Origin of the sequence: Novosphingobium mathurense (assembly GCF_900168325.1) — a bacterium.
Classification (GTDB): domain Bacteria; phylum Pseudomonadota; class Alphaproteobacteria; order Sphingomonadales; family Sphingomonadaceae; genus Novosphingobium; species Novosphingobium mathurense.
In genome coordinates this window covers 157,570-177,611 of record NZ_FVZE01000001.1, presented here as the reverse complement: position 1 = coordinate 177,611, position 20,042 = coordinate 157,570, and the positions used below count along the sequence as shown (strand labels likewise).

The 20,042-nt window shown below is 65.3% G+C and carries 19 protein-coding genes; 17 read left to right on the top strand and 2 right to left on the bottom strand.

The window, feature by feature from the left end; all coding sequences use genetic code 11:
- From B5483_RS00910 to B5483_RS00865, 10 genes are all read left to right on the top strand, one after another.
- Positions 1–2,517 (top strand): ATP-binding protein, encoded by a 2,517-nt coding sequence (locus B5483_RS00910; protein WP_079729200.1) that lies wholly within the window; start codon positions 1–3, stop codon positions 2,515–2,517.
- Positions 2,514–2,885: a response regulator gene (locus tag B5483_RS00905; RefSeq protein WP_079729199.1), complete on the top strand. Its 372-nt coding sequence runs from the start codon at positions 2,514–2,516 to the stop codon at positions 2,883–2,885. Before B5483_RS00910 ends, B5483_RS00905 begins: the two co-directional genes overlap by 4 nt.
- On the top strand, positions 2,878–3,180 hold the full coding sequence (locus B5483_RS00900; RefSeq protein WP_176167928.1) for an Hpt domain-containing protein: 303 nt from the start codon (positions 2,878–2,880) through the stop codon (positions 3,178–3,180). Before B5483_RS00905 ends, B5483_RS00900 begins: the two co-directional genes overlap by 8 nt.
- Before the next feature lie 161 nt (positions 3,181–3,341).
- Positions 3,342–3,659, top strand: coding sequence for a hypothetical protein (locus B5483_RS00895; protein WP_054946721.1), 318 nt, complete (start codon positions 3,342–3,344; stop codon positions 3,657–3,659).
- Positions 3,656–4,300, top strand: a complete 645-nt coding sequence (locus B5483_RS00890) for a hypothetical protein (RefSeq protein WP_054946720.1) — start codon at positions 3,656–3,658, stop codon at positions 4,298–4,300. The genes B5483_RS00895 and B5483_RS00890 overlap by 4 nt, the downstream gene beginning before the upstream one ends.
- A gap of 118 nt (positions 4,301–4,418) precedes the next feature.
- Entirely contained in the window at positions 4,419–5,147 is a 729-nt protein-coding gene (locus B5483_RS00885; protein WP_054946719.1) for a response regulator transcription factor, read from the top strand.
- A complete protein-coding gene (locus B5483_RS00880) occupies positions 5,147–6,472 on the top strand; it encodes an ATP-binding protein (RefSeq protein ID WP_079729198.1) in 1,326 nt (441 codons plus the stop codon). Before B5483_RS00885 ends, B5483_RS00880 begins: the two co-directional genes overlap by 1 nt.
- A 130-nt stretch (positions 6,473–6,602) precedes the next feature.
- Entirely contained in the window at positions 6,603–7,292 is a 690-nt protein-coding gene (locus B5483_RS00875) for a carbonic anhydrase (RefSeq protein ID WP_054946717.1), read from the top strand.
- Positions 7,289–8,821, top strand: coding sequence for a SulP family inorganic anion transporter (locus B5483_RS00870; RefSeq protein ID WP_079729197.1), 1,533 nt, complete (start codon positions 7,289–7,291; stop codon positions 8,819–8,821). The genes B5483_RS00875 and B5483_RS00870 overlap by 4 nt, the downstream gene beginning before the upstream one ends.
- 302 nt (positions 8,822–9,123) lie before the next feature.
- Positions 9,124–9,972, top strand: coding sequence for a TorF family putative porin (locus B5483_RS00865; protein ID WP_079729196.1), 849 nt, complete (start codon positions 9,124–9,126; stop codon positions 9,970–9,972).
- Positions 9,973–10,021: 49 nt separating this feature from the next.
- On the opposite strand, the gene B5483_RS00860 is transcribed toward B5483_RS00865, so the two are convergent.
- A complete protein-coding gene (locus tag B5483_RS00860) occupies positions 10,022–10,729 on the bottom strand; it encodes a histidine utilization transcriptional repressor HutC (protein WP_054946714.1) in 708 nt (235 codons plus the stop codon).
- Positions 10,726–12,090 (bottom strand): formimidoylglutamate deiminase, encoded by a 1,365-nt coding sequence (locus B5483_RS00855; RefSeq protein ID WP_079729195.1) that lies wholly within the window; start codon positions 12,088–12,090, stop codon positions 10,726–10,728. Before B5483_RS00855 ends, B5483_RS00860 begins: the two co-directional genes overlap by 4 nt.
- A gap of 71 nt (positions 12,091–12,161) precedes the next feature.
- On the opposite strand from B5483_RS00855, the gene hutI reads away from it, so the two are divergent.
- The 7 genes from hutI (at position 12,162) to B5483_RS00820 (ending at position 20,025) form a co-directional block, all read left to right on the top strand.
- A complete protein-coding gene (hutI, locus tag B5483_RS00850) occupies positions 12,162–13,379 on the top strand; it encodes an imidazolonepropionase (RefSeq protein WP_217698185.1) in 1,218 nt (405 codons plus the stop codon).
- Positions 13,376–14,905, top strand: coding sequence for a histidine ammonia-lyase (gene hutH, locus B5483_RS00845; RefSeq protein WP_079729194.1), 1,530 nt, complete (start codon positions 13,376–13,378; stop codon positions 14,903–14,905). The genes hutI and hutH overlap by 4 nt, the downstream gene beginning before the upstream one ends.
- Complete coding sequence (gene hutG / locus B5483_RS00840; RefSeq protein ID WP_079729193.1) at positions 14,902–15,711, top strand: N-formylglutamate deformylase; 810 nt, start codon at positions 14,902–14,904, stop codon at positions 15,709–15,711. Before hutH ends, hutG begins: the two co-directional genes overlap by 4 nt.
- Positions 15,708–17,375, top strand: a complete 1,668-nt coding sequence (gene hutU, locus B5483_RS00835) for a urocanate hydratase (protein WP_079729192.1) — start codon at positions 15,708–15,710, stop codon at positions 17,373–17,375. The genes hutG and hutU overlap by 4 nt, the downstream gene beginning before the upstream one ends.
- Positions 17,376–17,415: 40 nt before the next feature.
- The gene (locus B5483_RS00830; RefSeq protein WP_054946709.1) at positions 17,416–17,907 is read left to right on the top strand and encodes an asparaginase domain-containing protein; all 492 of its coding nucleotides are present in this window, start codon (positions 17,416–17,418) and stop codon (positions 17,905–17,907) included.
- Positions 17,908–18,137: 230 nt separating this feature from the next.
- Positions 18,138–19,586: a PAS domain S-box protein gene (locus B5483_RS00825; RefSeq protein WP_139383882.1), complete on the top strand. Its 1,449-nt coding sequence runs from the start codon at positions 18,138–18,140 to the stop codon at positions 19,584–19,586.
- Positions 19,579–20,025 carry a response regulator gene (locus B5483_RS00820; protein WP_054946708.1) on the top strand — a complete coding sequence of 149 codons (447 nt, stop codon included), beginning with the start codon at positions 19,579–19,581 and terminating at the stop codon, positions 20,023–20,025. The genes B5483_RS00825 and B5483_RS00820 overlap by 8 nt, the downstream gene beginning before the upstream one ends.
- Positions 20,026–20,042 lie beyond the last annotated feature (17 nt).

Here is a 20,042-nt window from a genome sequence, read left to right as displayed (position 1 = left end):
GTGAAGGCATCTCTCTCAGCTTCGGTGGCCGCACGACGCGAGAGCTGGCGCCAGCGCATTGCAAAGATCATCGCCCTGATCGTGCCGCTGCTGATCGGCGGCGTTGCGCTGCTGCTGCAGGAACAGGTGCAGACAACCGACCGGCTCGCCGCAGCCGAGGCCGAGACGCAGGAGAAGCGCAACCTCATTCTTTCGGTGTTTTCCGCGCATCAGGACATCGAAACCGGAGGCCGCGGCTATGTCCTGACCGGCGACCCCGAATTCCTCCAGCCCTTCGACAAGGGCACCCGCGAACTAGGCCGGATCGAACCTGCGCTTCGCCGTGCCTTTGCCGGTCAGCCCGAGGACCTCACCGAACTGGCTGCCATTTCCGAGCTCTCGCACGACAAACGCGAATTCACCGACCGCATCATCTCCCTGCAGCAAGCAGGTGACAATGCCGGCGCCGTCGCCCTTATCCGCAACAAGGGGGGCAAGCGGCTGATGGACGGTATTCGGAGCCACATCACCAGTCTCCTCAAGCGCGAGAATGACAGGCTCACGGAAGTTTCCGCACGGTCGCAGCAGGCGATCTCGGCCCTGCGTCAGGTGACCTTCAGCCTGCTGTTCCTGCTTCTGGCCCTGCTGATCATTGCCGGCATCGCGATCTTGCGCACCCTGCGCGCTCGCGAACAGGCGCTGATCCAGCTCGAAGACGTATCGCTGCGCCGCCAGGCGGTGCTCGAGAACGCGATGGACGGCATTCTCACCCTCAACCCCAGCGGTTCGATCGAAACCACCAATGCGGCGACCACACGCCTGTTCGGATACCGGGAAGTCGAACTCGACCGGCGCGACGTCGGCATGCTTTTCGCCAGCCAGCCGGCAATCGGCGAGTTCGCCCGGGAATTGCGCGAAATGCACCTGTCGAGCGACGGTGCCGGAACGGCGCGCGAAATCGTCGGCAGGCGCAAGGACGGCACGGAGTTTCCCATCGAGATCGCGCTTTCCGCAATGGTCCTCAACGAGGGACTGCGTTACGTCGCGGTCATTCGCGACATCACCGAACGCAAGCGGGTAGAGCAGCTCAAGTCGGAATTCGTCTCGACCGTCAGCCACGAACTGCGCACGCCGCTTACCTCGATCGCCGGCTCTCTGGGCCTGCTCAGCGGGGGGGCCGCAGGCGAACTGGGCGAGCGCGCGGGACGGCTCATCTCGATCGCGCAGAGCAACGCCAATCGCCTCGTGCGTCTGATCAACGACATTCTCGACATCGAAAAGATGGAATCCGGCCGCATGCCGTTCCACAACAGCGAGCTGGACCTCAGCGCGGCGCTGGCGACGTCGATAGAGGAAAACCGCAGCTTCTCCGATGGCTACGGCGTCAAGCTGGCGCTTCAGGCGCCCCAGGTGCCCGTGTGGGTCAGGGCCGATGCCGACCGGCTGGCGCAGGTCTTCGCCAACCTGATGTCGAACGCGATCAAGTTCTCGCCCAACGGCGGGACGGTTTCCGTCACCGTCTCTCCCGGAGCCAGGTATCACCGCGTCTCCTTCACCGACGAAGGACATGGCATTCCCGAAGAATTCCGCAGCCGCATCTTCGGCAAGTTCGCGCAGGCGGACTCCTCCGACACCCGGCAGAAGGGCGGAACCGGCCTCGGCCTGTCGATCGTGCGCGAGATCGTCCAGCGCCTTGGCGGCAAAGTGAGTTTCGACAGCCAGCTGAACAAGGGCACGAGCTTCCACGTCGACCTGCCCGCCCTGCACGACGGGCCCGGGCGCGGAACCCCAGGCCAGGAAGCGGGCCTGCTCGTCTGCGGCAACGGTGCTGCCAGCGCATTTACCGAAGCCTTGCGCCGCGCCGGATACACGGTCAGCCTCGTCGGCAATGTACAGGCAGTGCGCGCGGCGCTCGCCTCATCAAACTATGACGGCATCGTGGTCGACATGGGCCTGTCGGTCGGCGCAGGCATCGAGATCATCCGCATGGTCCGCGAAACGGCGCGACACAGCGGCACACCGATCCTTGCGCTGGGCGGCAAGACCGGTTCCCGCGAACTGGAAGGCGATGCTGCGCTGGTGCTGGACTGGCTGCGCAAGCCCATCGAAGTGGGCCGCCTGATCGACAGCGTCGATGCCGCCAGCCGCGTTCTCGATGGCGCGCGTCCGCGTATTCTCCATCTCGAGGACGATCCCGACATCGCCCGCATCGTCACGGAGGCCCTCGATGGACGCGCGAATGTCGTTGCCGTGGACAGCCTGGCCGCGGCGCGGCGCGAACTTGCGAGTAACCGGTTCGACCTCGCGATCCTCGACCTCACCCTGACCGATGGCGACGGCAGTGCCCTCCTTCCCGACTTGCGCCGGGACGGGGAACCTCTGCTGCCGGTCGTGATCTTCTCCGCGCAGGATGCCGATCCCGAAACCGCAGGATCGGTCGATGCCTGTCTCACCAAGGCTCGCACCCCGATCGGCGCGCTCGTCGCCATCGTCGAAAGCCTAACCTCCCCCACACGCACCCAGGAAACCGTCGCATGACCATCGAAATTCTCTATGTCGACGACGAGCCCGACCTTCGCGAAGTTGCAACCATCGCGCTCGAAATCGATCCGGGGATTCATGTGCGTTCCTGCGGTTCGGGCGCGGAAGCCCTGACCATACTGGAAAGCTGGACGCCCGATCTCGTACTGCTCGACATGATGATGCCCGACATGGACGGGCCGACCACCCATGCGCAGATCAGGCGACGCTTCGGCAGCCGCCTGCCGATCGTCTACATCACCGCACGGGCGCAGGAACACGAACGACAGCGCCTGATATCGCTTGGCGCGTTGGGCGTGATCGCCAAGCCCTTCGACGCAATGACGCTGGCAAAACAGGTCCATGAACTGGTCGACCGTGTCTGACCTCGAAGACCGGTTAACCCCGCTGCGCCTGCGCTTCATCGAGCGCCTGCACGGCAATCTCCCGGCCCTCCTCGAGCTTCGCCCGAAGCTCGGAGACGATGCCTCGCGCACCGAAGTGATCGCAATCGTTCACAAGATTGCCGGCATGGCCGGGACAATGGGCTTTCCCGATTTGGGCGCGGCAGCGCGCAAGCTGGAGGAATGCCTCGTCGACCGACCCGGCGAAACCGCAACGGCGCGTGCCGATCTCGATGATCTGGCGGACCGTATCACGGCAGTTGTCGCCAAGGGCTGAGCCGTCCGCAAGCCGCGTGGCGGCCCTTCCCTTCGCAAGCGAAGCCTTTCCCGTTCATTTCCGAAAATTGTGTCCGGAAACAATTCGTCACAGAGACGAAGGAACCAGGACACGAAGAACTCCCAATCAGGAACCATCGAGATTCCACATGGGAGCACAGAATGATTTCCGCAGCGCTTTTCGCGATTTCCACCCTCGCAAACCCGGGCGCATCCTGCTCATCGGCAACCCTTGCCTGCGTGGATGTAGCACCGGCCGCCGAGGCTTTTCCGCACCGTCCCATGCTGAAAGCCAAGGGTGTGATCGGCATGCGGCGCGCCAATGACGCGGAAACAAACAGAAACGAACAGGCAAATCTTTCCTGCGCCGCGCACCCGACCAAGAACCCCACGTGCCGCCACCGTCTGGTAAAGGCGCAGAACGAAACGCCGCGTTCCGATTTCGCGATTGAGGCAACCGGAGAAAAGAGCGCGCAATGACCCTCGCTCGTTCGCTCCTCCCTCTGGCGATGGTGCTAGCGCCGATCGCCTGGCCAGGTTCCGCCTTGGCCTACGACCGGCTGCCGACCGGCCTCGCGCAGCTCACTCCGGACGAGGTGCGCGAGCGCGTCGAAGTACACGACGATCCGGCCACCCCCCACGTCGTCGTCTCGACCCGCGAAGCATGGGACCGTGGTCGCTCGATCGGCGGCGCCCATGCGCGCGACGTCCACCTGCGCGCGCTCGTCGATCGTCAGTCCGGCGCAGTACGCTGGCAGGTCTGGCATGAGCTGGTCCACCCCGGTCCGGCCCCGCGCGTGGTCGGCGTGAAGTATGAAGCCGGCGGTCAGATCGCCCAGGCCGACCTGCTCGTCACCGATCAGTGGAAGGAGGACTGCCCATCCGTCGACGCCATCCACCGGGAGTGCAACCGCCACACCCGCCTCGTCTTCGAACTGCCCGAAAATGTCGTGAGCGAGATCGCCGAAGGCTACAGGCCGCAAAGCCGTTCGCCGTGGCAGCTCAAGTTCAAGGCCGAGGACGGCAAGTCGATCAGGGGCGGCCTTGCTCCTGCAGAGGCAGCGGGTCTGCTCCATGCGGTCGAGACCGTGCGCCAAGCCCTGCCTCACACGTCGGGCTGATCCGAACATCCCGTTATTTGAGCCGGTGCGGTTTGCCTGACCGCACCGGTCTTCCTATTTACATGGCAACATGCAAGAGACGATGACGTTCGCACACAGAATCAGATCCCCCCACGCCATGATCACCACGCCTCCCACCATTCTTCTCGTCGAGGACGATGGTGCGCTCCGCACATTGACCGCCCGGGCCCTGCGCCAGAGCGGCTTCAACGTGCTGACCGCGGCAACGGGGGCGGAGATGTGGGTCACCTTGCGCGAAACCGCGGTCCAGCTCATCGTGCTGGACATCATGCTTCCGGGCACCAGCGGCTTCGACCTTTTCCGCAGCCTGCGCCGCGAAAGCGACATTCCCATCATCTTCATCTCCGCCAGGGGCAGCGAGGAAGACCGCGTGCTCGGGCTTGAACTGGGTGCGGACGACTATCTTGCCAAGCCGTTCAGCACCCGCGAACTCGCGGCCCGCGTCAGCGCGGTCCTGCGCCGCGGCGGCTATGAAGGCGCGATCGAGAGCCCGGCCGACGGCCGTGCGCCCGAAGTGCTCTATTTCGATGGCTGGCAGGTCTCGCTCGCGCGTCGCGAACTGCGCGCGCCGAATGGCGTCATGGTCGACCTGACCGGAGCGGAATTCGACCTCCTCTCTACCTTCCTGGGTTATCCCCAGCGCGTGCTGGGGCGTGAGCGACTGATGGAACTGTCACGCTCACGTATCGGAGACAGCTCGGATCGCAGTATCGACGTCCTTGTCAGCCGACTGCGCCGCAAGCTCCAGACTGAAGACAAAGAGTCGCCGATCGTAACCGTGCGCGGCGTCGGCTACATGTTCAGGGCGGAAGTGACCCGTTCCTGATGCTCCAGAGCGGCATGGGACTGTTCCGGCGCCTTGGCCTGCCAGAGCGCCTGCTTGCCGTTCTCCTGCTCGTCCTCATCGTCGACATCATCGCCAACACGGTGCTGTTCGAGCGGGTCAACTCGTTCGAACTGCGACGTGACGATGCCGAGCGGATTGCCGAGAACCTCGTGCTGGCGACGCGCGCCATCGAGCGCGCTCCGGGAATGGAGCGCAGCGCCATAGCCAATGCACTGAGCACCGACCGCTTCTCTCTCGAATGGTCGCCTCCGACTGACCGCAAACGCGGTTCGCTTGGCCTTGCCAACTTGCGCGCGCAAGTCGTCGAGATCGAACCTGCCCTTGCCACCGGCGACATCGAACTGCACCTTGAGGAACTGCCGGGCAAGGGCAACATCGGCGGTTCCGTGCTGCTGTCAGACCGCAGCCTCCTGAAGTTCCACACACACGCCAATGCCGCGTGGAAATTGACAGTCGGGCGCATTCTCAGCCTCATCCTGCCGACACTCCTGCTGATGGCCCTCGCCTGGGCACTCCTCAGCACGACGCTCAAACCGCTGCGTTCGGTGATTGGTGCAACCCGGGAACTGGGCTCGGGGCCACCCCAGCCGGTGCCCGAACGCGGCCCGGACGAGATGCGCCAGTTGATCCGCGCGCTCAACGACATGCAGGAACGCATTCACCAGTCGCTGGTCGATCGCACCCAGACGATGCTGGCGATCGGTCATGATCTCAAGACACCGCTTTCGCGCATGCGACTGCGCCTGGATGACGTCAGCATCGGCCCCGAGGTGCGCGAAGGGATTTCCCACGACATCGAAGAGATGCGCATGCTGATCGAATCGATCCAGGCCTATATCGACAATGGCGGGGAAACGATCCCTTCCGAGCGGATAAATCTCTCGATCATGGCCGAAACACTGGTCGATACCGCTGGCGACCATGGCGCCGATGCCACGTTCGAGGGCACTCCTGGCATCGTCATCAAGGCCCGTCCGGTGGCGATCCGCCGCGCGCTTTCCAACCTTATCGAGAACGCCATCCACTACGGCGGCAACGTCCGGGTCAACGTGCGGCGCGATGGCGATGGCGCGGAGGTGGTCATCGAGGATGATGGCCCCGGTATTCCCGAAGACCGCATCGCCGACGCGCTCCAGCCCTTCGTGCGTCTGGATACGGCGCGCAGTCGCGATACAGCCGGCATGGGCCTGGGCCTGCCGATCGTCCAGAAGGCCGTGCGCGCTGAGAACGGCACGCTCGACCTGCGCAATCGTCCCGAGGGTGGCCTGCGCGCGACGATCCGCCTGCCGCTTGCGCCGAAATAGCAGAGCGCTGCAACGCAGCAAAACTTCGTAACGTTTGCGAACAATGACGGACAAGCGCGCCACCTAGCTCTTGAGCAGAACCTGAGGGGAAATCCCGCAGGGCGATTCTACCCAAGGAAAGGTAAGCAACGTGAACGAGTTGATCGGTCGCGTCTTCAGTTTCGAGAAGACGATCTTCCCTGCCAGCAGCGACTTGTTCGGCAAGCTGGCCACCCATGGCCAGGAGCCCAAGGCGCTGATGGTTTCCTGCGCGGACTCGCGCATCGTCCCCGAACAGATCATGCAGGCCCAGCCCGGCGACCTTTTCGTCTGCCGCAACGCCGGCAACATCGTCCCGCCCTTCGCAACGATGAACGGCGGCGTATCCTCCACTGTCGAATATGCCGTTGCCGCCCTCGGCGTGCGTGACATCATCGTGTGCGGCCACTCGGACTGCGGCGCAATGAAGGCCCTGAGCAATCCGGTCGGCCTCGACAAGATGCCCAACGTCGCTGCCTGGCTGCGCCACGGCTCGGCGGCCGAGCATATCGTGAGCACCTGCCACCCCGAGCTCGGCGAGCAGGAGCGCGTCCGCGCCATCAGTCTCGAGAACGTGATCGCGCAGATCGCCCACTTGCGCACCCATCCCTCGGTCGCAGCGGCCATCGCCCGCGGCGAAATGTCGCTACATGGCTGGTTCGTCGATATTCACGCCGGCCAGGTCCTCGGCCTCGACGGCGATACCGGCGAATTCGTGGCCCTGCGCGAAGACCGCGAGCTTCCGGTCGCGCTCAAGGCCCGCACCCGCATCGCTACCGAACTCGCCGAGGCCGCGGAATGAGTACCGCCGCCGCCGAAACGCGAGCTGGGCCATTTGCCTTTTTCGCGCGAGACTTCACGGCCTCGATCGTGGTCTTCCTCGTGGCAATGCCATTGTGCATGGGCATTGCCATCGCTTCGGGCGTACCGCCCGAGAAGGGCCTCGTCACAGGTATCATCGGCGGCATTGTCGTCGGTCTGTTCGCCGGTTCGCCGTTGCAGGTCAGTGGCCCGGCCGCTGGCCTTGCCGTTATCGTCTTCGAGTTCGTCCGCGAGAACGGGCTCGAGGCGCTGGGCCCGGTATTGCTTCTGGCCGGCGTAATCCAGCTGGTTGCCGGCGCCCTCAAGATGGGCGGCCTGTTCCGTGCCATCAGCCCGGCCGTGGTCCACGGCATGCTTGCCGGTATCGGCGCGCTGATCGTCATCGGCCAGTTCCACATCCTGTTCGACGCCAAGCCGATGTCGAGCGGATTGGAGAACATCGCGATGATGCCCGCCCGCGTGCTGGGTCTCGACCTTTCCAGCGTTTCGGCCACCGAAATGGCGCTGGGCCTCGGCCTGCTGACCATCGGCGTCATGTTGGGCTGGGAAAAGCTGCGCCCCAAGTCGATGGCTCTCGTCCCCGGAGCCCTGCTTGGCGTCGTCGCCGCAACGGCGGTTGCCTGGAGCATGGGCCTTGGCGTCGCGCGGATCGAGGTCCCCGCCTCGATCGGTTCGGCCTTCGCACTGCCGACCAGCATGGAGTGGTTCGCCCCGCTCGCCAATCCGGGTCTGATCGTCGCTGCCGTGGCGATCGCATTCATCGCCAGCGCCGAAACGCTGCTGTCGGCCGCTGCTGTCGACCGCATGCATGACGGCGTGCGCACCGAGTACAACAAGGAACTGCGGGCGCAGGGCATCGGCAACTTCCTGTGCGGCATGGTTGGCGCGCTGCCGATGACCGGCGTGATCGTACGCAGTTCTGCCAATGTGCAGGCCGGCGCCAAGACCCGCCTTTCGACGATCCTGCACGGTGCTTGGATCCTCGGTTTCATCGCGCTGCTGCCCTGGTTGCTTCGCGAAGTACCCATGGCCGCACTGGGCGGCGTGCTCGTCGTCACCGGTTGGCGCCTCGTCAGCCTCAAGCACGTGCAGCACCTGCTCAAGGCCCACGGGTACCTGCCCGCGGCAATCTGGGCGGTGACCTTCATCCTCGTGGTGACCACCGACCTGCTGACCGGCGTGCTCGTCGGCCTCGGCCTCTCGCTGGTCGAGCTCCTGCCCCACGGCCGCAACCTCGGCCTCAAGGTCCATGAGCACGAGGACGAGGCCGGCCCGCGTCTCGAACTGCACGGTGCGGCAACGTTCCTCGGCCTGACGCGGCTCAATGCGGTGCTGGAACGCCAGCCCGCCGACCGCCCGGTCCACCTCGACCTCGACCGGGTGCGGGCGATGGACCACACAACCGCGGAAACGCTCAGCGAGTGGATCTCCCGCCGCCGCCAGCGCGGCCATCAGGACCGCGTGACCGGCCCGGCCTCGATTCTGAAGCCGCTACCGCTGGCAACCTGAAGCAACTGACCCTGAGTGACCGGACGCTTCGGCATTCGGTCACCATCTGCGGGCGGACACGCACAGGCGTGTCCGCCCGCTTCTTTTGCCGGCTGCACACCATGCCGGCCCCGGATTCAGACACCCGAAACTCCATGCTGCAGATGCGAAATACTTTGTCACAAACGAGCAAGCCTGCGGACAACCTTCGCCAATAGTGTCAGCTAAGTCATCGCGACACGCATGCGCCACGCAGCGACAGGCGACGAGGTGACCGCAGGACGGAACACGAAGACACAAGTCATCATGAGGGTGTTCCAAATATGAAGTTTCGTCTGCTTTCCGGCGTTGCCGGTCTCGCCGCTGCCTGCCTCGGCATGGGTTCGCCTGCCCTCGCGCAGGACGCTCCCGGTCCTATCACCGTTTCGGGCGAAGTCGCCCTCGTCTCGGACTACCGCTTCCGCGGCGTCTCGCAGACCGACGAGGAAATGGCGATCCAGGGCGGCATCAACGTCGAGCATGAAAGTGGCTTCTACGCCGGCACCTGGACTTCCAACCTTTCGGGCTGGGGCACTTTCGGTGGCTCCAACATGGAGCTCGACCTCTACGCCGGCTATGCCACCGAAATCGCCAGTGGCCTTAACCTCGACGTCGGCATGACCTGGTTCATGTATCCGGGCGGCGCTTCAGACACCGACTTCGCAGAACTCTACGCCAAGGCTTCGACCACCTTCGGCCCGGCCGACTTCCTCCTTGGCGTCGCTTATGCTCCCAAGCAGCAGGCACTCGGCAAGGTCTACAACAACGCCGCCAGCTACAACGCGGGCATCCCCGACAACCCGGGCGCCAAGTCCGACAACGTCTACGTGTGGTCCGATGCCAGCGTGGGCGTGCCCAGCACACCGATCACACTCAACGCACACCTGGGCTATTCGAACGGCAACTCGGGCCTCGGCCCGAACGGCACCAGCATCGCGCCAACCGGTGAGTTCCTCGACTGGTCGCTCGGCGCCGATCTCGCGCTTGGCCCGGTGACGCTGGGTGTCGCCTATGTCGATACCGACATCTCGCGCTCGGATGCCGCCTACCTGCAGCCGAACTTCGCTTCGTCGAAGGACGGTTCGAAGATCGCCGACTCGACAATCCTGTTCTCGATCTCGGCAGGCTTCTGACGATACTCTCCCGTCCGGGCGCAGATCGCGTCCGGGCGGGTCCTGATCGCTAGCTGCGCCTCGCGCCCGACTGGCCGAAGCGGGCAACCAGATCGTAAAGATCGCCGCGAAAGTGCTGGCGCACGAAGGTGATGCTGTCCTTGCCGCGCCAGGTCCTGCGTTCGACCAGCAACGTCGCCGTTCCGGGCGCAACCATCATCCAGCTTGCCACTTCGGCATCCGCCCCTTCCGCCGCTATGCGCGTTTCGGCCTCATCCCATGGCACGTGCCGCAGCAGCCAGGACCCCGGCGCCTGCTCCGCAAAATCAACGAATTCGATGTCCGGCACCGCCGTCAGGTCGACCTGGCGATGCTCAACCGCAAAGGCCGCATCGTTGGCGTAGTGAACCCCGGCGAGCGAAAGCACCCGGCCGCGGTCCGGTCCGAAGGGACTGTCAGGACCTTCCGTGATCTCGCGCTTGCGCAGGCGGTATTGATGCCTCTGGCCCCGCGCCGCGATCTCCTCGGCCAGATCGGGAATGTCGAGCACCATCGAATGCACCCGCGGGCGCGAGACGAACGATCCGGCACGCTTGCGCCGCTCGATCAGCCCGGCAGCGGCAAGCGCGGAGAGCGCCTTGTTCACCGTCATGCGGGAACAAGCGTAGTGCGCCATCAATTCCGCTTCGGTCGGAAGACGCTCTCCCGGAGACAGCTCGCCCGAGACGATGCGCGCCTCCACTTCGGCGCGGATGCGTTCACCCAGAGGCAGCGTCATTGCGCAAGCCGCCTCATGGTTTGCGCGAAGTGGCCGACGATCGCCTCGCGCCGGACATGGTGGCCATTCCGCACGATCCGGCAGCCGCGGCGCCATACGCTCTCGATCACGCCCTGACCGGCGGAGAATATGAAGGCATCGAGCAGGCCATCATCGCTGCGCCCGATCATTGAGGGCGCGTCGGCGCGCAGGCTCACCAGGTCTGCCGGCGATCCCGGCGCGAGCGGCGCAGGGGCAGCCAGTGCCTGCGAACCGCCCACCACTGCACCTTCATAGAGGAACCGCCCGGTCGATCCCCCGCGCGTTCCGGTCAGGCAGTTACGGCTGCGCAGCGAGAGACGCTGGCCATATTCGAGCAGGCGGAGTTCTTCGGTCATGTCGATCCGGACGTTGGAATCGGAGCCTATGCCAAAGCCCAGACCGCCTGCCAACGCTGCGGCGGCGGGAAAGATGCCGTCGCCGAGATTCGCCTCGGTCATGGGGCAAAGCCCGGCGACCGCGCCGCTGCGGATCATTCCCTTCCATTCGGCCTCGTTCACATGGGTGGCATGGACGAGGCACCAGTCGGGCCCGACATCGGCATTGTCGAGCAACCATTGCACCGGCCGCGCGCCGCTCCAGGCAAGGCAATCGTCCACCTCGCGCTGTTGCTCGGCAACATGAATGTGCACGGGGCCATCCCGTTCGAGTGCGGTAACCTCTGCCAGCGCGGCGGGCGTGACCGCGCGCAGCGAATGCGGGGCGATGCCGAGGCGCGCGTCGTGCAGTCCTGCCAGCACGCGCCGGGAAGCTTCGAGCAACCTCGCGAAACTCTCGGGGTCGGTAACGAAGCGCCGTTGCTCCGGCGACGGAGGCAATCCGCCGAAGCCTGCCTGCGCATAGAAAACCGGCAACAGCGTGAGTGCGATGCCGGTCTCCGCAGCGGCTTCAGCAAGCGCTGCCCCCATGCGCGCCGGATCGTCGTACGTCTTCCCGGAAGGATCGTGATGCAGGTAATGGAACTCGCCAACGCGGGTGAAGCCCGCCTCCAGCATCTCCATGTAGGCGAGCGCGGCGATAGCCAGCATCGCTTCGGGATCGAGCCGATCGACGAAGCGGTACATCGCCTCGCGCCAGGTCCAGAAACTGTCCTCGCCCTCCCCACGATACTCTGCGGCACCCGCCATGCCGCGCTGGAAGCCGTGGCAATGAAGGTTGGGCATGCCCGGCAGTCCGATAGCGTGCCGCTTGTCGCCGGACTGCGGCGCGGCATCGGGCGTGATCGACACGATCAACCCGTCTTCCAGCTCGAGACGCACGTCCCGCCGCCAGCCGCCGGGCAGAAGCAGGCGTTCGAAATGCAGCACCGTTTCCGTGTTCATGGGGCGACTCCGTCGGCTCGATTTAATGTCTATACATTATTGCACGTCCATGCCAAGATTTCACTCTCGAAATGGAGGCCGCGATTCTCGTGAAGTGCGACAAAGTCTGGGTAAATGCGCGTCTGGCGACGATGGCCGGGCCCGGCCTCGGCGTGGTCGAAGACGGCGTCGTGGCGGCGCGCGGCGGCCAGATCGCCTATGCGGGACCGCGCACGCAGGCCCCGGACTTCACGGCCGAGGAGACGGTCGACTGCGCGGGCCGCTGGATCACCCCCGGCCTGATCGATTGCCATACCCACCTCATCTACGCCGGTAACCGTGCACAGGAATTCGAACTGCGCCTCGCCGGGGCGAGTTACGAAGAGATCGCGCGAGCCGGTGGAGGCATCGTCTCGACCGTGGCGGCAACCCGCGCAGCGAGTGAGGACGAACTGGTTGCAAGTGCCCTGCCCCGGCTCGACGCGCTGATCGCCGAGGGCGTCACCAGCATCGAAATCAAGTCGGGCTACGGTCTCTCGCTCGATGCCGAACGGCGGATGCTGCGCGCTGCCCGGCGGCTTGCCGACGAACGTGCCGTGGACGTGACCACGACGTTCCTTGGCGCCCATGCCGTGCCTGCAGAGTTCGCCGGGAATGCCGATGGCTACATCGATACCGTAGTCCACGACATGATCCCCGCTCTCGCCGCCGAAGGGCTGGCCGATGCGGTCGATGCCTTTTGCGAAGGGATCGGCTTCACGCGCGAGCAAACCCACCGAGTCTTCGAAACGGCAAGCCAGGCCGGTCTGCCGGTCAAGCTCCATGCCGAGCAGCTTTCCAACCAGCACGGCGCTGCCCTCGCCGCAGAATTCTGCGCCCTGTCCGCCGACCATCTCGAATGGCTCGACGATGCCGGCATCGCCGCCATGGCCCACGCCGGCACCGTCGCGACCCTGCTGCCCGGCGCCTTCTACTTCACCCGAGAAACCCGTGTCCCGCCGATTGACGCCCTGCGCGCCGCGGGCGTGCCCATCGCGCTCGCCACCGACAGCAACCCGGGCACTTCGCCAATGACCTCGCTCCTGCTGGCAATGAACATGGGCGCGACGCTGTTTCGGCTGACCGTCGAGGAATGCCTGCTCGGCGTCACCCACCATGCGGCCCTCGCACTCGGGCTTGGTGACCGGATCGGCACGCTGGAGGCAGGCAAGGCCTGCGACCTTGCGATCTGGGACATCGAGACCCCGGCCGAGCTTGTCTATCGCATCGGCTTCAATCCCCTTCACGCCCGCATCCGGAGAGGCCAGTGAGTACCGTTACCCTGAAGCCCGGCAGCGTCCCGCTTGCCGATTGGCGCGCCATCTACCGCGGCGCGCAGGTCCGCCTCGATGCCAGTGCGGAGGGTGCCATCGCCCGCGGCGCTGATGCCGTTGCCCGTATCGTCGCGCGCGGGGAACCGGTCTATGGCATCAATACCGGCTTCGGAAAGCTTGCCAGCATCCGCATCGAGGATGCCGATCTTGCCAAGCTGCAACGCAACATCGTGCTGAGCCATGCCGCCGGTACGGGTGAGCCGACGCCTGTCGATGTCGTCCGGCTGATGCTCGCCCTCAAGCTGGCCAGCCTGACACAGGGCGCTTCGGGCATTTCGGCGCGCACGGCAGCACTGCTCGAGGCCATGCTCGAACGCGGCATCACGCCGGCCGTGCCCTGCCAGGGTTCGGTCGGCGCTAGCGGAGACCTGGCGCCACTCGCGCACATGGCAGCAACAATGCTGGGTGTCGGCGATGTCTTCGTAAGCGGTGAACGCATGGCGGCCACGAAGGCGCTGGCCGGTGCCGGGCTGGAACCGGCAGAGTTGGGCCCCAAGGAGGGTCTTGCCCTGCTCAACGGTACGCAGTTCTCCTGCGCATGGGCACTGGCGGGGCTGTTCGAGGCCGAACGGCTGCTGCAATCCGCGTTGGTTGCCGGCGCACTTTCCACAGAGGCAGCCAAGGGCTCGGACGCGCCTTTCGATCATCGCATCCACAGGCTGCGTGGCCATGCCGGACAAATCGCCACCGCCGATGTCCTGCGCCACCTCATGGCAGGCTCGGCCATTCGCGCTTCGCATGTCGAGAACGACATTCGCGTGCAGGATCCCTATTGCCTGCGCTGCCAGCCGCAGGTCATGGGCGCCGCGCTCGACGTGCTGCGGCAGGCAGCCGGGACCCTTGCCATCGAGGCCAATGGCGTCTCCGACAATCCGCTGATCTTTCCGGAGACCGACGAGGCGCTTTCGGGCGGCAATTTCCATGCCGAGCCGGTCGCCTTCGCCGCCGACATGATCGCGCTAGCGATCTGCGAGATCGGCTCGCTCTCCGAACGGCGTACCGCCATGCTGGTCGACCCCGCGCTCTCCGGTCTGCCTGCGTTCCTGACGCCCGAACCCGGGCTCAATTCCGGCTTCATGATCCCGCAAGTCACCGCCGCTGCGCTTGTTTCCGAAAACAAGCAGCGCGCCTATCCGGCCAGCGTCGATTCCATCCCCACTTCCGCCAACCAGGAAGACCACGTCTCGATGGCCGCCCACGGCAGCCGCCGCCTCGTGGCCATGGCCCGCAATGCCACTGCAGTCGTCGGCATCGAATTGCTGGCCGCCGCGCAAGGTTGCGATTTCCATGCGCCGCTCACGTCAAGCGAAGCCCTCGAAGCGGTACGAAAGACCGTTCGCGCGACGATCCCCGCGCTTGGGCCGGATCGCCATTTCCATCCCGACATGGAAGCGGCCAACGCCCTTATCCGTTCGGGCCAAATCGTTGCGGCGGCGGGCATCGAGCTGCCGGGCGTAGCATGAGCGGCTGGCTCGACATCCGGCGCGGCGACGCACCGCTGATCGTCTGCATTCCCCATGGCGGCACCACGATTCCCGAAACCATCGAGGCGGGACTGACCTCGCCCTGGCTGGCCCGCAAGGATGCCGACTGGCACATCGCCGAACTCTACGCCTTCGTGCGAGACATGGGCGCAACGACGATCCGCACTGCCGTTTCACGCACCGTGATCGACTGCAACCGCGATCCTTCCGGTTTCTCGCTCTATCCCGGCCAGACGACGACCGGCCTGTGCCCGACCGAAACGTTCGACGGCGAGCCGCTTTACGCCGGGGACTGGCCCACCGATGACGAGATCGCGCGTCGCCGGGCCCACTGGTTCGATCCCTATCACGCGGCGCTGCGCGACGAGATCTATCGTCTGCGCACCCGCCACGAGGACATTGTCCTCTACGACACGCACTCCATCCGCAGCCGCGTGCCACGCCTGTTCGAGGGCGAACTGCCCCAATTCAACGTGGGCACCAATGGCGGGGCAACCTGCTCTCCGGCACTGCGCGAGGCCATTGCCTCGATCTGCGCCGCAAGCGGGCACAGCCATGTCGTCGACGGGCGCTTCCGCGGTGGCTGGACCACCCGACACTACGGCGCGCCCGACATCGGCATCCACGCAATCCAGATGGAGCTGGCGATGCGCGGCTATCTGGCCGAGCCCGAAACGCCCTCGCCCGAAAACTGGCCCGCCCCGCTCGACGCGCGGCCGGCCGTGCTGCCCGTGCTCCACCAGATCATCGAAGCCTGCCTCGACTTCGCGAAAGGAAGACCATGACCCGCCTCGACAATTCGCGCCGGATCGTCCCTGCCACCGGAACCGAACGCACTGCGCGAAGCTGGCTCACCGAAGCCCCCTTGCGCATGCTCATGAACAACCTGCACCCGGACGTCGCCGAGCGTCCGGAGGAACTGGTCGTCTACGGCGGCATAGGCCGCGCCGCGCGCGACTGGGAAAGCTTCGACCGCATTGTCGAGACGCTGCGCCGCCTCAAGGACGACGAGACCCTGCTGATCCAGTCCGGCAAGCCCGTTGGCGTATTCCGCACCCATGCCGATGCGCCGCGCGTGCTGCTTGCCAATTCGAACCTGGTGCCGAAGTGGGCGACCTGGGAGCACTTCAACGAACTCGATCGCAAGGGCCTCGCCATGTACGGCCAAATGACGGCCGGCTCGTGGATCTACATTGGCAGCCAGGGCATTGTTCAGGGCACTTACGAGACGTTCGTCGAAATGGGACGCCAGCACTATGGCGGCGACCTCACCGGGCGCTGGCTGCTCACCGCCGGTCTTGGCGGCATGGGCGGCGCGCAACCGCTCGCCGCGGTCATGGCGGGCGCTTCGTGCCTTGCCATCGAATGCCAGGAAAGCCGCATCGATATGCGCCTGCGCACCGGCTATCTAGACTATCGCGCCGAGACCATCGAGGAAGCGATGGCGATCCTCGACAGGGCCCGCGCCGAAGGCAAGGCAGTTTCGGTGGGCCTGCTGGGCAATGCCGCACAAGTGCTGCCCGACCTTTTTGCGCGCGGCATCCGTCCCGACCTGCTCACGGACCAGACGTCCGCCCACGATCCGGTGAACGGCTACCTGCCACTGGGCTGGAGCGTCGCCGAATGGATCGGGCGCCGCGAGCGCGAACCAGAAGTAGTGGCCAAGGCTGCCAAGGCATCCATGGCAGTCCACGTGCGCGCGATGCTCGACTTCCATGAAGCGGGCGTGCCCACGGTCGATTACGGTAACAACATCCGCCAGATGGCCAAGGACGAAGGCGTCGACAACGCCTTTGCATTTCCGGGTTTCGTTCCCGCCTATATCCGCCCGCTGTTCTGCCGCGGCGTTGGCCCGTTCCGCTGGGCCGCGCTGTCGGGCGATCCTCAGGACATCTACAAGACCGATGCCAAGGTGAAGGAATTGCTGCCAAACGACGCCCACCTGCACCGCTGGCTCGACATGGCGCGCGAACGCATCCACTTCCAGGGCCTGCCTGCACGCATCTGCTGGGTCGGTCTGGGCGATCGCCACCGCCTCGGCCTCGCCTTCAACGAGATGGTAGCGAGCGGAGAACTGAAGGCCCCCGTGGCGATCGGGCGCGACCACCTCGATTCCGGTTCGGTCGCGAGCCCCAATCGCGAAACGGAAGCCATGCGCGACGGCTCGGACGCGGTGTCCGACTGGCCCCTGCTCAACGCACTGCTCAATACCGCAAGCGGTGCGACCTGGGTCTCGCTCCACCACGGCGGCGGTGTCGGCATGGGCTATTCGCAGCATGCCGGCATGGTGATCGTCGCCGACGGCACTGGGGCCGCGGCCCGGCGTCTCGAGCGGGTGCTGTGGAACGATCCGGCCAGCGGCGTGATGCGCCATGCCGATGCCGGATACGAGATTGCGCTGGAGTGCGCGCGCGAAAAAGGGCTCGACCTGCCCGGCATTCTCGGCTGACGATTGCCCCTCCCCCTCCTTCCCGGCTAAAGGCACCGCCATGGACAGGTCACCCATTCTCGTCGTCACTACCGGCGGCACCATCGACAAGCAGTATTTCGACGCTCTGAGCGAGTACCAGATCACCGAGAGCGTGATCGAGAAGCTGCTGAAAATCTCGCGCGTCACGCATCCGTTCCGGATCGTCGAACTGATGCGCAAGGACAGCCTCGAGCTGACCGACGAGGATCGCGCGCTCATCGCCGCAACGATCGCCAATGCGCCGGAGAAGCGCGTGGTCGTCACCCACGGCACCGACACGATGGCGCAAACCGCCCAGTCGCTGGGCCACCTGACCGACAAGACGGTCGTGCTTGCCGGCGCACTGGCTCCGGCGCGGTTCTCGGAAAGCGATGCCGCGTTCAACCTCGGCATGGCCTTCGCCTGCTGCCAGGCAGCCAAGCCGGGTGTGTGGATCACGATGAACGGTTCTGTCTTCGATGGCCTGAAGGTCCGCAAGGACCGTGAGGCAGGCACTTTCGTAGAAATCTGATCGACGCGTAAGGTCCAGTACGGCACCGAAACGGACCCATCTTCTCCCTGAATACGCAAAGATCCGGAGCGACCCGTTCGCGCCTCTCCAATAGGTAGGCCCTTAGCCTGCAGATAGGAGGCGCGGGCTGTGTCCGCTCACGGCTTCGCCTTCCCCCCCGCTGTCGGCAACGGCAGATACGTCGCCCCGCACCCTGACGTGCCCCGGTCGACAAGGTGAAGGGAGCGTCGATGACTCTCGTGACACAGCTCGATACGGGCTTCGAAACTGCGCTGGCCCATGCCCCGATCGGAGCCATGTGCATCGACGATGCCGGTGTTGTCTCCTGGGCCAATCCCGCCCTTGCCGCGATCCTGGGAGAGAGCGATCCTGCCTCGTTGCACCATCGGCTGATCTACGCCGGGATGGCCGACGATGACGCGGACATGCTGCGCCAGATGCTGGACATGTCGGTCGAAGCGCGCCCCGGCAGGACATGGCAGTCCGCGCTGTTCGGTATCGACGGCAACAGCCATCCGGTCGACCTGACGCTTGGCGACAGTCCCGGGAACACTGGCCGGCACACTATCGTCTATGTCCAAAGCCTCATGCGGCAGGTCGTCGCGGAACGGCGCTTCAACCAGATTTTCGACAACCTGCCGCTCGGCCTTCTGATCGTCGACAACCGGCAGCGCATCGTCCAGGCCAACCGGACGCTGGCAAGCGAGTTCGGCTACAGCCCGGAAAGCCTCGTCGGCCAACCGCTCGATCTGCTGGTGCCGGACCGCTATCGCCATGGGCACGCCAGCCACGTCGAGGGCTACATCGCCGCACCCAGCTCGCGCATGATGGGATCCGGCCGCGATCTTACCGGACTGCACAGCTCCGGTGAAGAGCTGCCGGTCGAAATCGCCCTCACCCGGCTCGAGCATCCCGGTCGGCCCCTGACCATGGCGATCGTCAGCAACATATCGCAGCGCAAGAACGCCGAGAGCGCTCTGCAGCAGACCAATGCCCAGCTTGAGGAATTCACATATGTCGCCAGCCACGACCTGCGCTCTCCCCTGCGCGGGATCGGTGATCTGGTGAGCTGGATCCGCGAGGATCTGGGTGAAGACAGCCTCCCGCATGACGTGCGCCACAACTTCGATCGCATCGCCACGCGCATTGCCCGCGCCGAGCAGATGATCGACGACCTGCTCGACTATGCGCGAGCCGGCACGCGCGACACGATGACCGAAGTGATCGATCCGCACGAGCTGGTCGCGGAGGCGCTCGCCCTGGCGATGGTGCCCGAGAGCTTCATTGTCGAGATGGACATCGCCGGCGGCCCCATCACGGCCCCGCGTGCGCCGCTGGCCACTTCCTTGCGCAACCTGATCGGCAATGCCGTGAAGCACCACGGCCAGCGCAGCGGAAACCTGCGCATCGCCTTGCGCGAGGAAGGCCGCTTCGCCGTCTTCACCGTCGAGGACGACGGTCGCGGCATAGCCGAGGGCAATGAGGAGCGCATCTTCAAGCTGTTTCACCGCGCCTCCCCCGGCACGGACGGCGACGGCGTCGGACTCGCCTTCACCCGGCGCATGATCAACGCGCATGGCGGCATGATCACCGTCGTGCGCGGCAAGGGCAGGTTAGGCGGGGCCTGCTTCGAAGTGCACTGGCCGCGCATCCTGTTGCGGGAGACCGACAATGGTTGAAACCGGCGAATGCACCGTACTGGCGGACTGCACGGTCCTCATCGTCGATGACGATGACGTTGCCATCGAAGGCGTGCTGCGCAGCTTTCGCAAGCATGACGTCCCCTGCCGGACGCTGACGGCCGGAGACGGGAAGGAAGCGCTGGCCGTCCTTTCGGGCGATCACCCGGACAAGAAACTGACAACGCCCGTGATCGTCCTGCTCGACCTCAACATGCCGCGCATGGACGGCTTCCAGTTCCTCGAAGCCGTACGCGCGGACCCACAGCTGCGGCGCACGGTGATCTTCGTGCTCAGCACTTCCTCGCGCGATCAGGACCGTTGCCGCGCCTACAACGAACAGGTGGCCGGATACATGGTCAAGTCCGAGGTCGGGCCGCAGTTCGCCCGCCTTGCCGAGTTCATGACCAAGTACACCCTGACCCAGGAACTCCCGTGAAGACAGGCTTTCAAGGA

Coding starts and splice junctions, on each gene's coding strand:
- hutU (WP_079729192.1), top strand. CDS start 15,708: ATGACCCGCCTCGACAATTCGCGCCGGATCGTCCCTGCCACCGGAACC.
- B5483_RS00870 (WP_079729197.1), top strand. CDS start 7,289: ATGAGTACCGCCGCCGCCGAAACGCGAGCTGGGCCATTTGCCTTTTTC.
- B5483_RS00830 (WP_054946709.1), top strand. CDS start 17,416: ATGGACAGGTCACCCATTCTCGTCGTCACTACCGGCGGCACCATCGAC.
- hutG (WP_079729193.1), top strand. CDS start 14,902: ATGAGCGGCTGGCTCGACATCCGGCGCGGCGACGCACCGCTGATCGTC.
- B5483_RS00825 (WP_139383882.1), top strand. CDS start 18,138: ATGACTCTCGTGACACAGCTCGATACGGGCTTCGAAACTGCGCTGGCC.
- B5483_RS00860 (WP_054946714.1), bottom strand. CDS start 10,729: ATGACGCTGCCTCTGGGTGAACGCATCCGCGCCGAAGTGGAGGCGCGC.
- hutI (WP_217698185.1), top strand. CDS start 12,162: ATGGAGGCCGCGATTCTCGTGAAGTGCGACAAAGTCTGGGTAAATGCG.
- B5483_RS00880 (WP_079729198.1), top strand. CDS start 5,147: ATGCTCCAGAGCGGCATGGGACTGTTCCGGCGCCTTGGCCTGCCAGAG.
- B5483_RS00855 (WP_079729195.1), bottom strand. CDS start 12,090: ATGAACACGGAAACGGTGCTGCATTTCGAACGCCTGCTTCTGCCCGGC.
- B5483_RS00895 (WP_054946721.1), top strand. CDS start 3,342: ATGATTTCCGCAGCGCTTTTCGCGATTTCCACCCTCGCAAACCCGGGC.
- B5483_RS00820 (WP_054946708.1), top strand. CDS start 19,579: ATGGTTGAAACCGGCGAATGCACCGTACTGGCGGACTGCACGGTCCTC.
- B5483_RS00885 (WP_054946719.1), top strand. CDS start 4,419: ATGATCACCACGCCTCCCACCATTCTTCTCGTCGAGGACGATGGTGCG.
- B5483_RS00865 (WP_079729196.1), top strand. CDS start 9,124: ATGAAGTTTCGTCTGCTTTCCGGCGTTGCCGGTCTCGCCGCTGCCTGC.
- B5483_RS00890 (WP_054946720.1), top strand. CDS start 3,656: ATGACCCTCGCTCGTTCGCTCCTCCCTCTGGCGATGGTGCTAGCGCCG.
- B5483_RS00905 (WP_079729199.1), top strand. CDS start 2,514: ATGACCATCGAAATTCTCTATGTCGACGACGAGCCCGACCTTCGCGAA.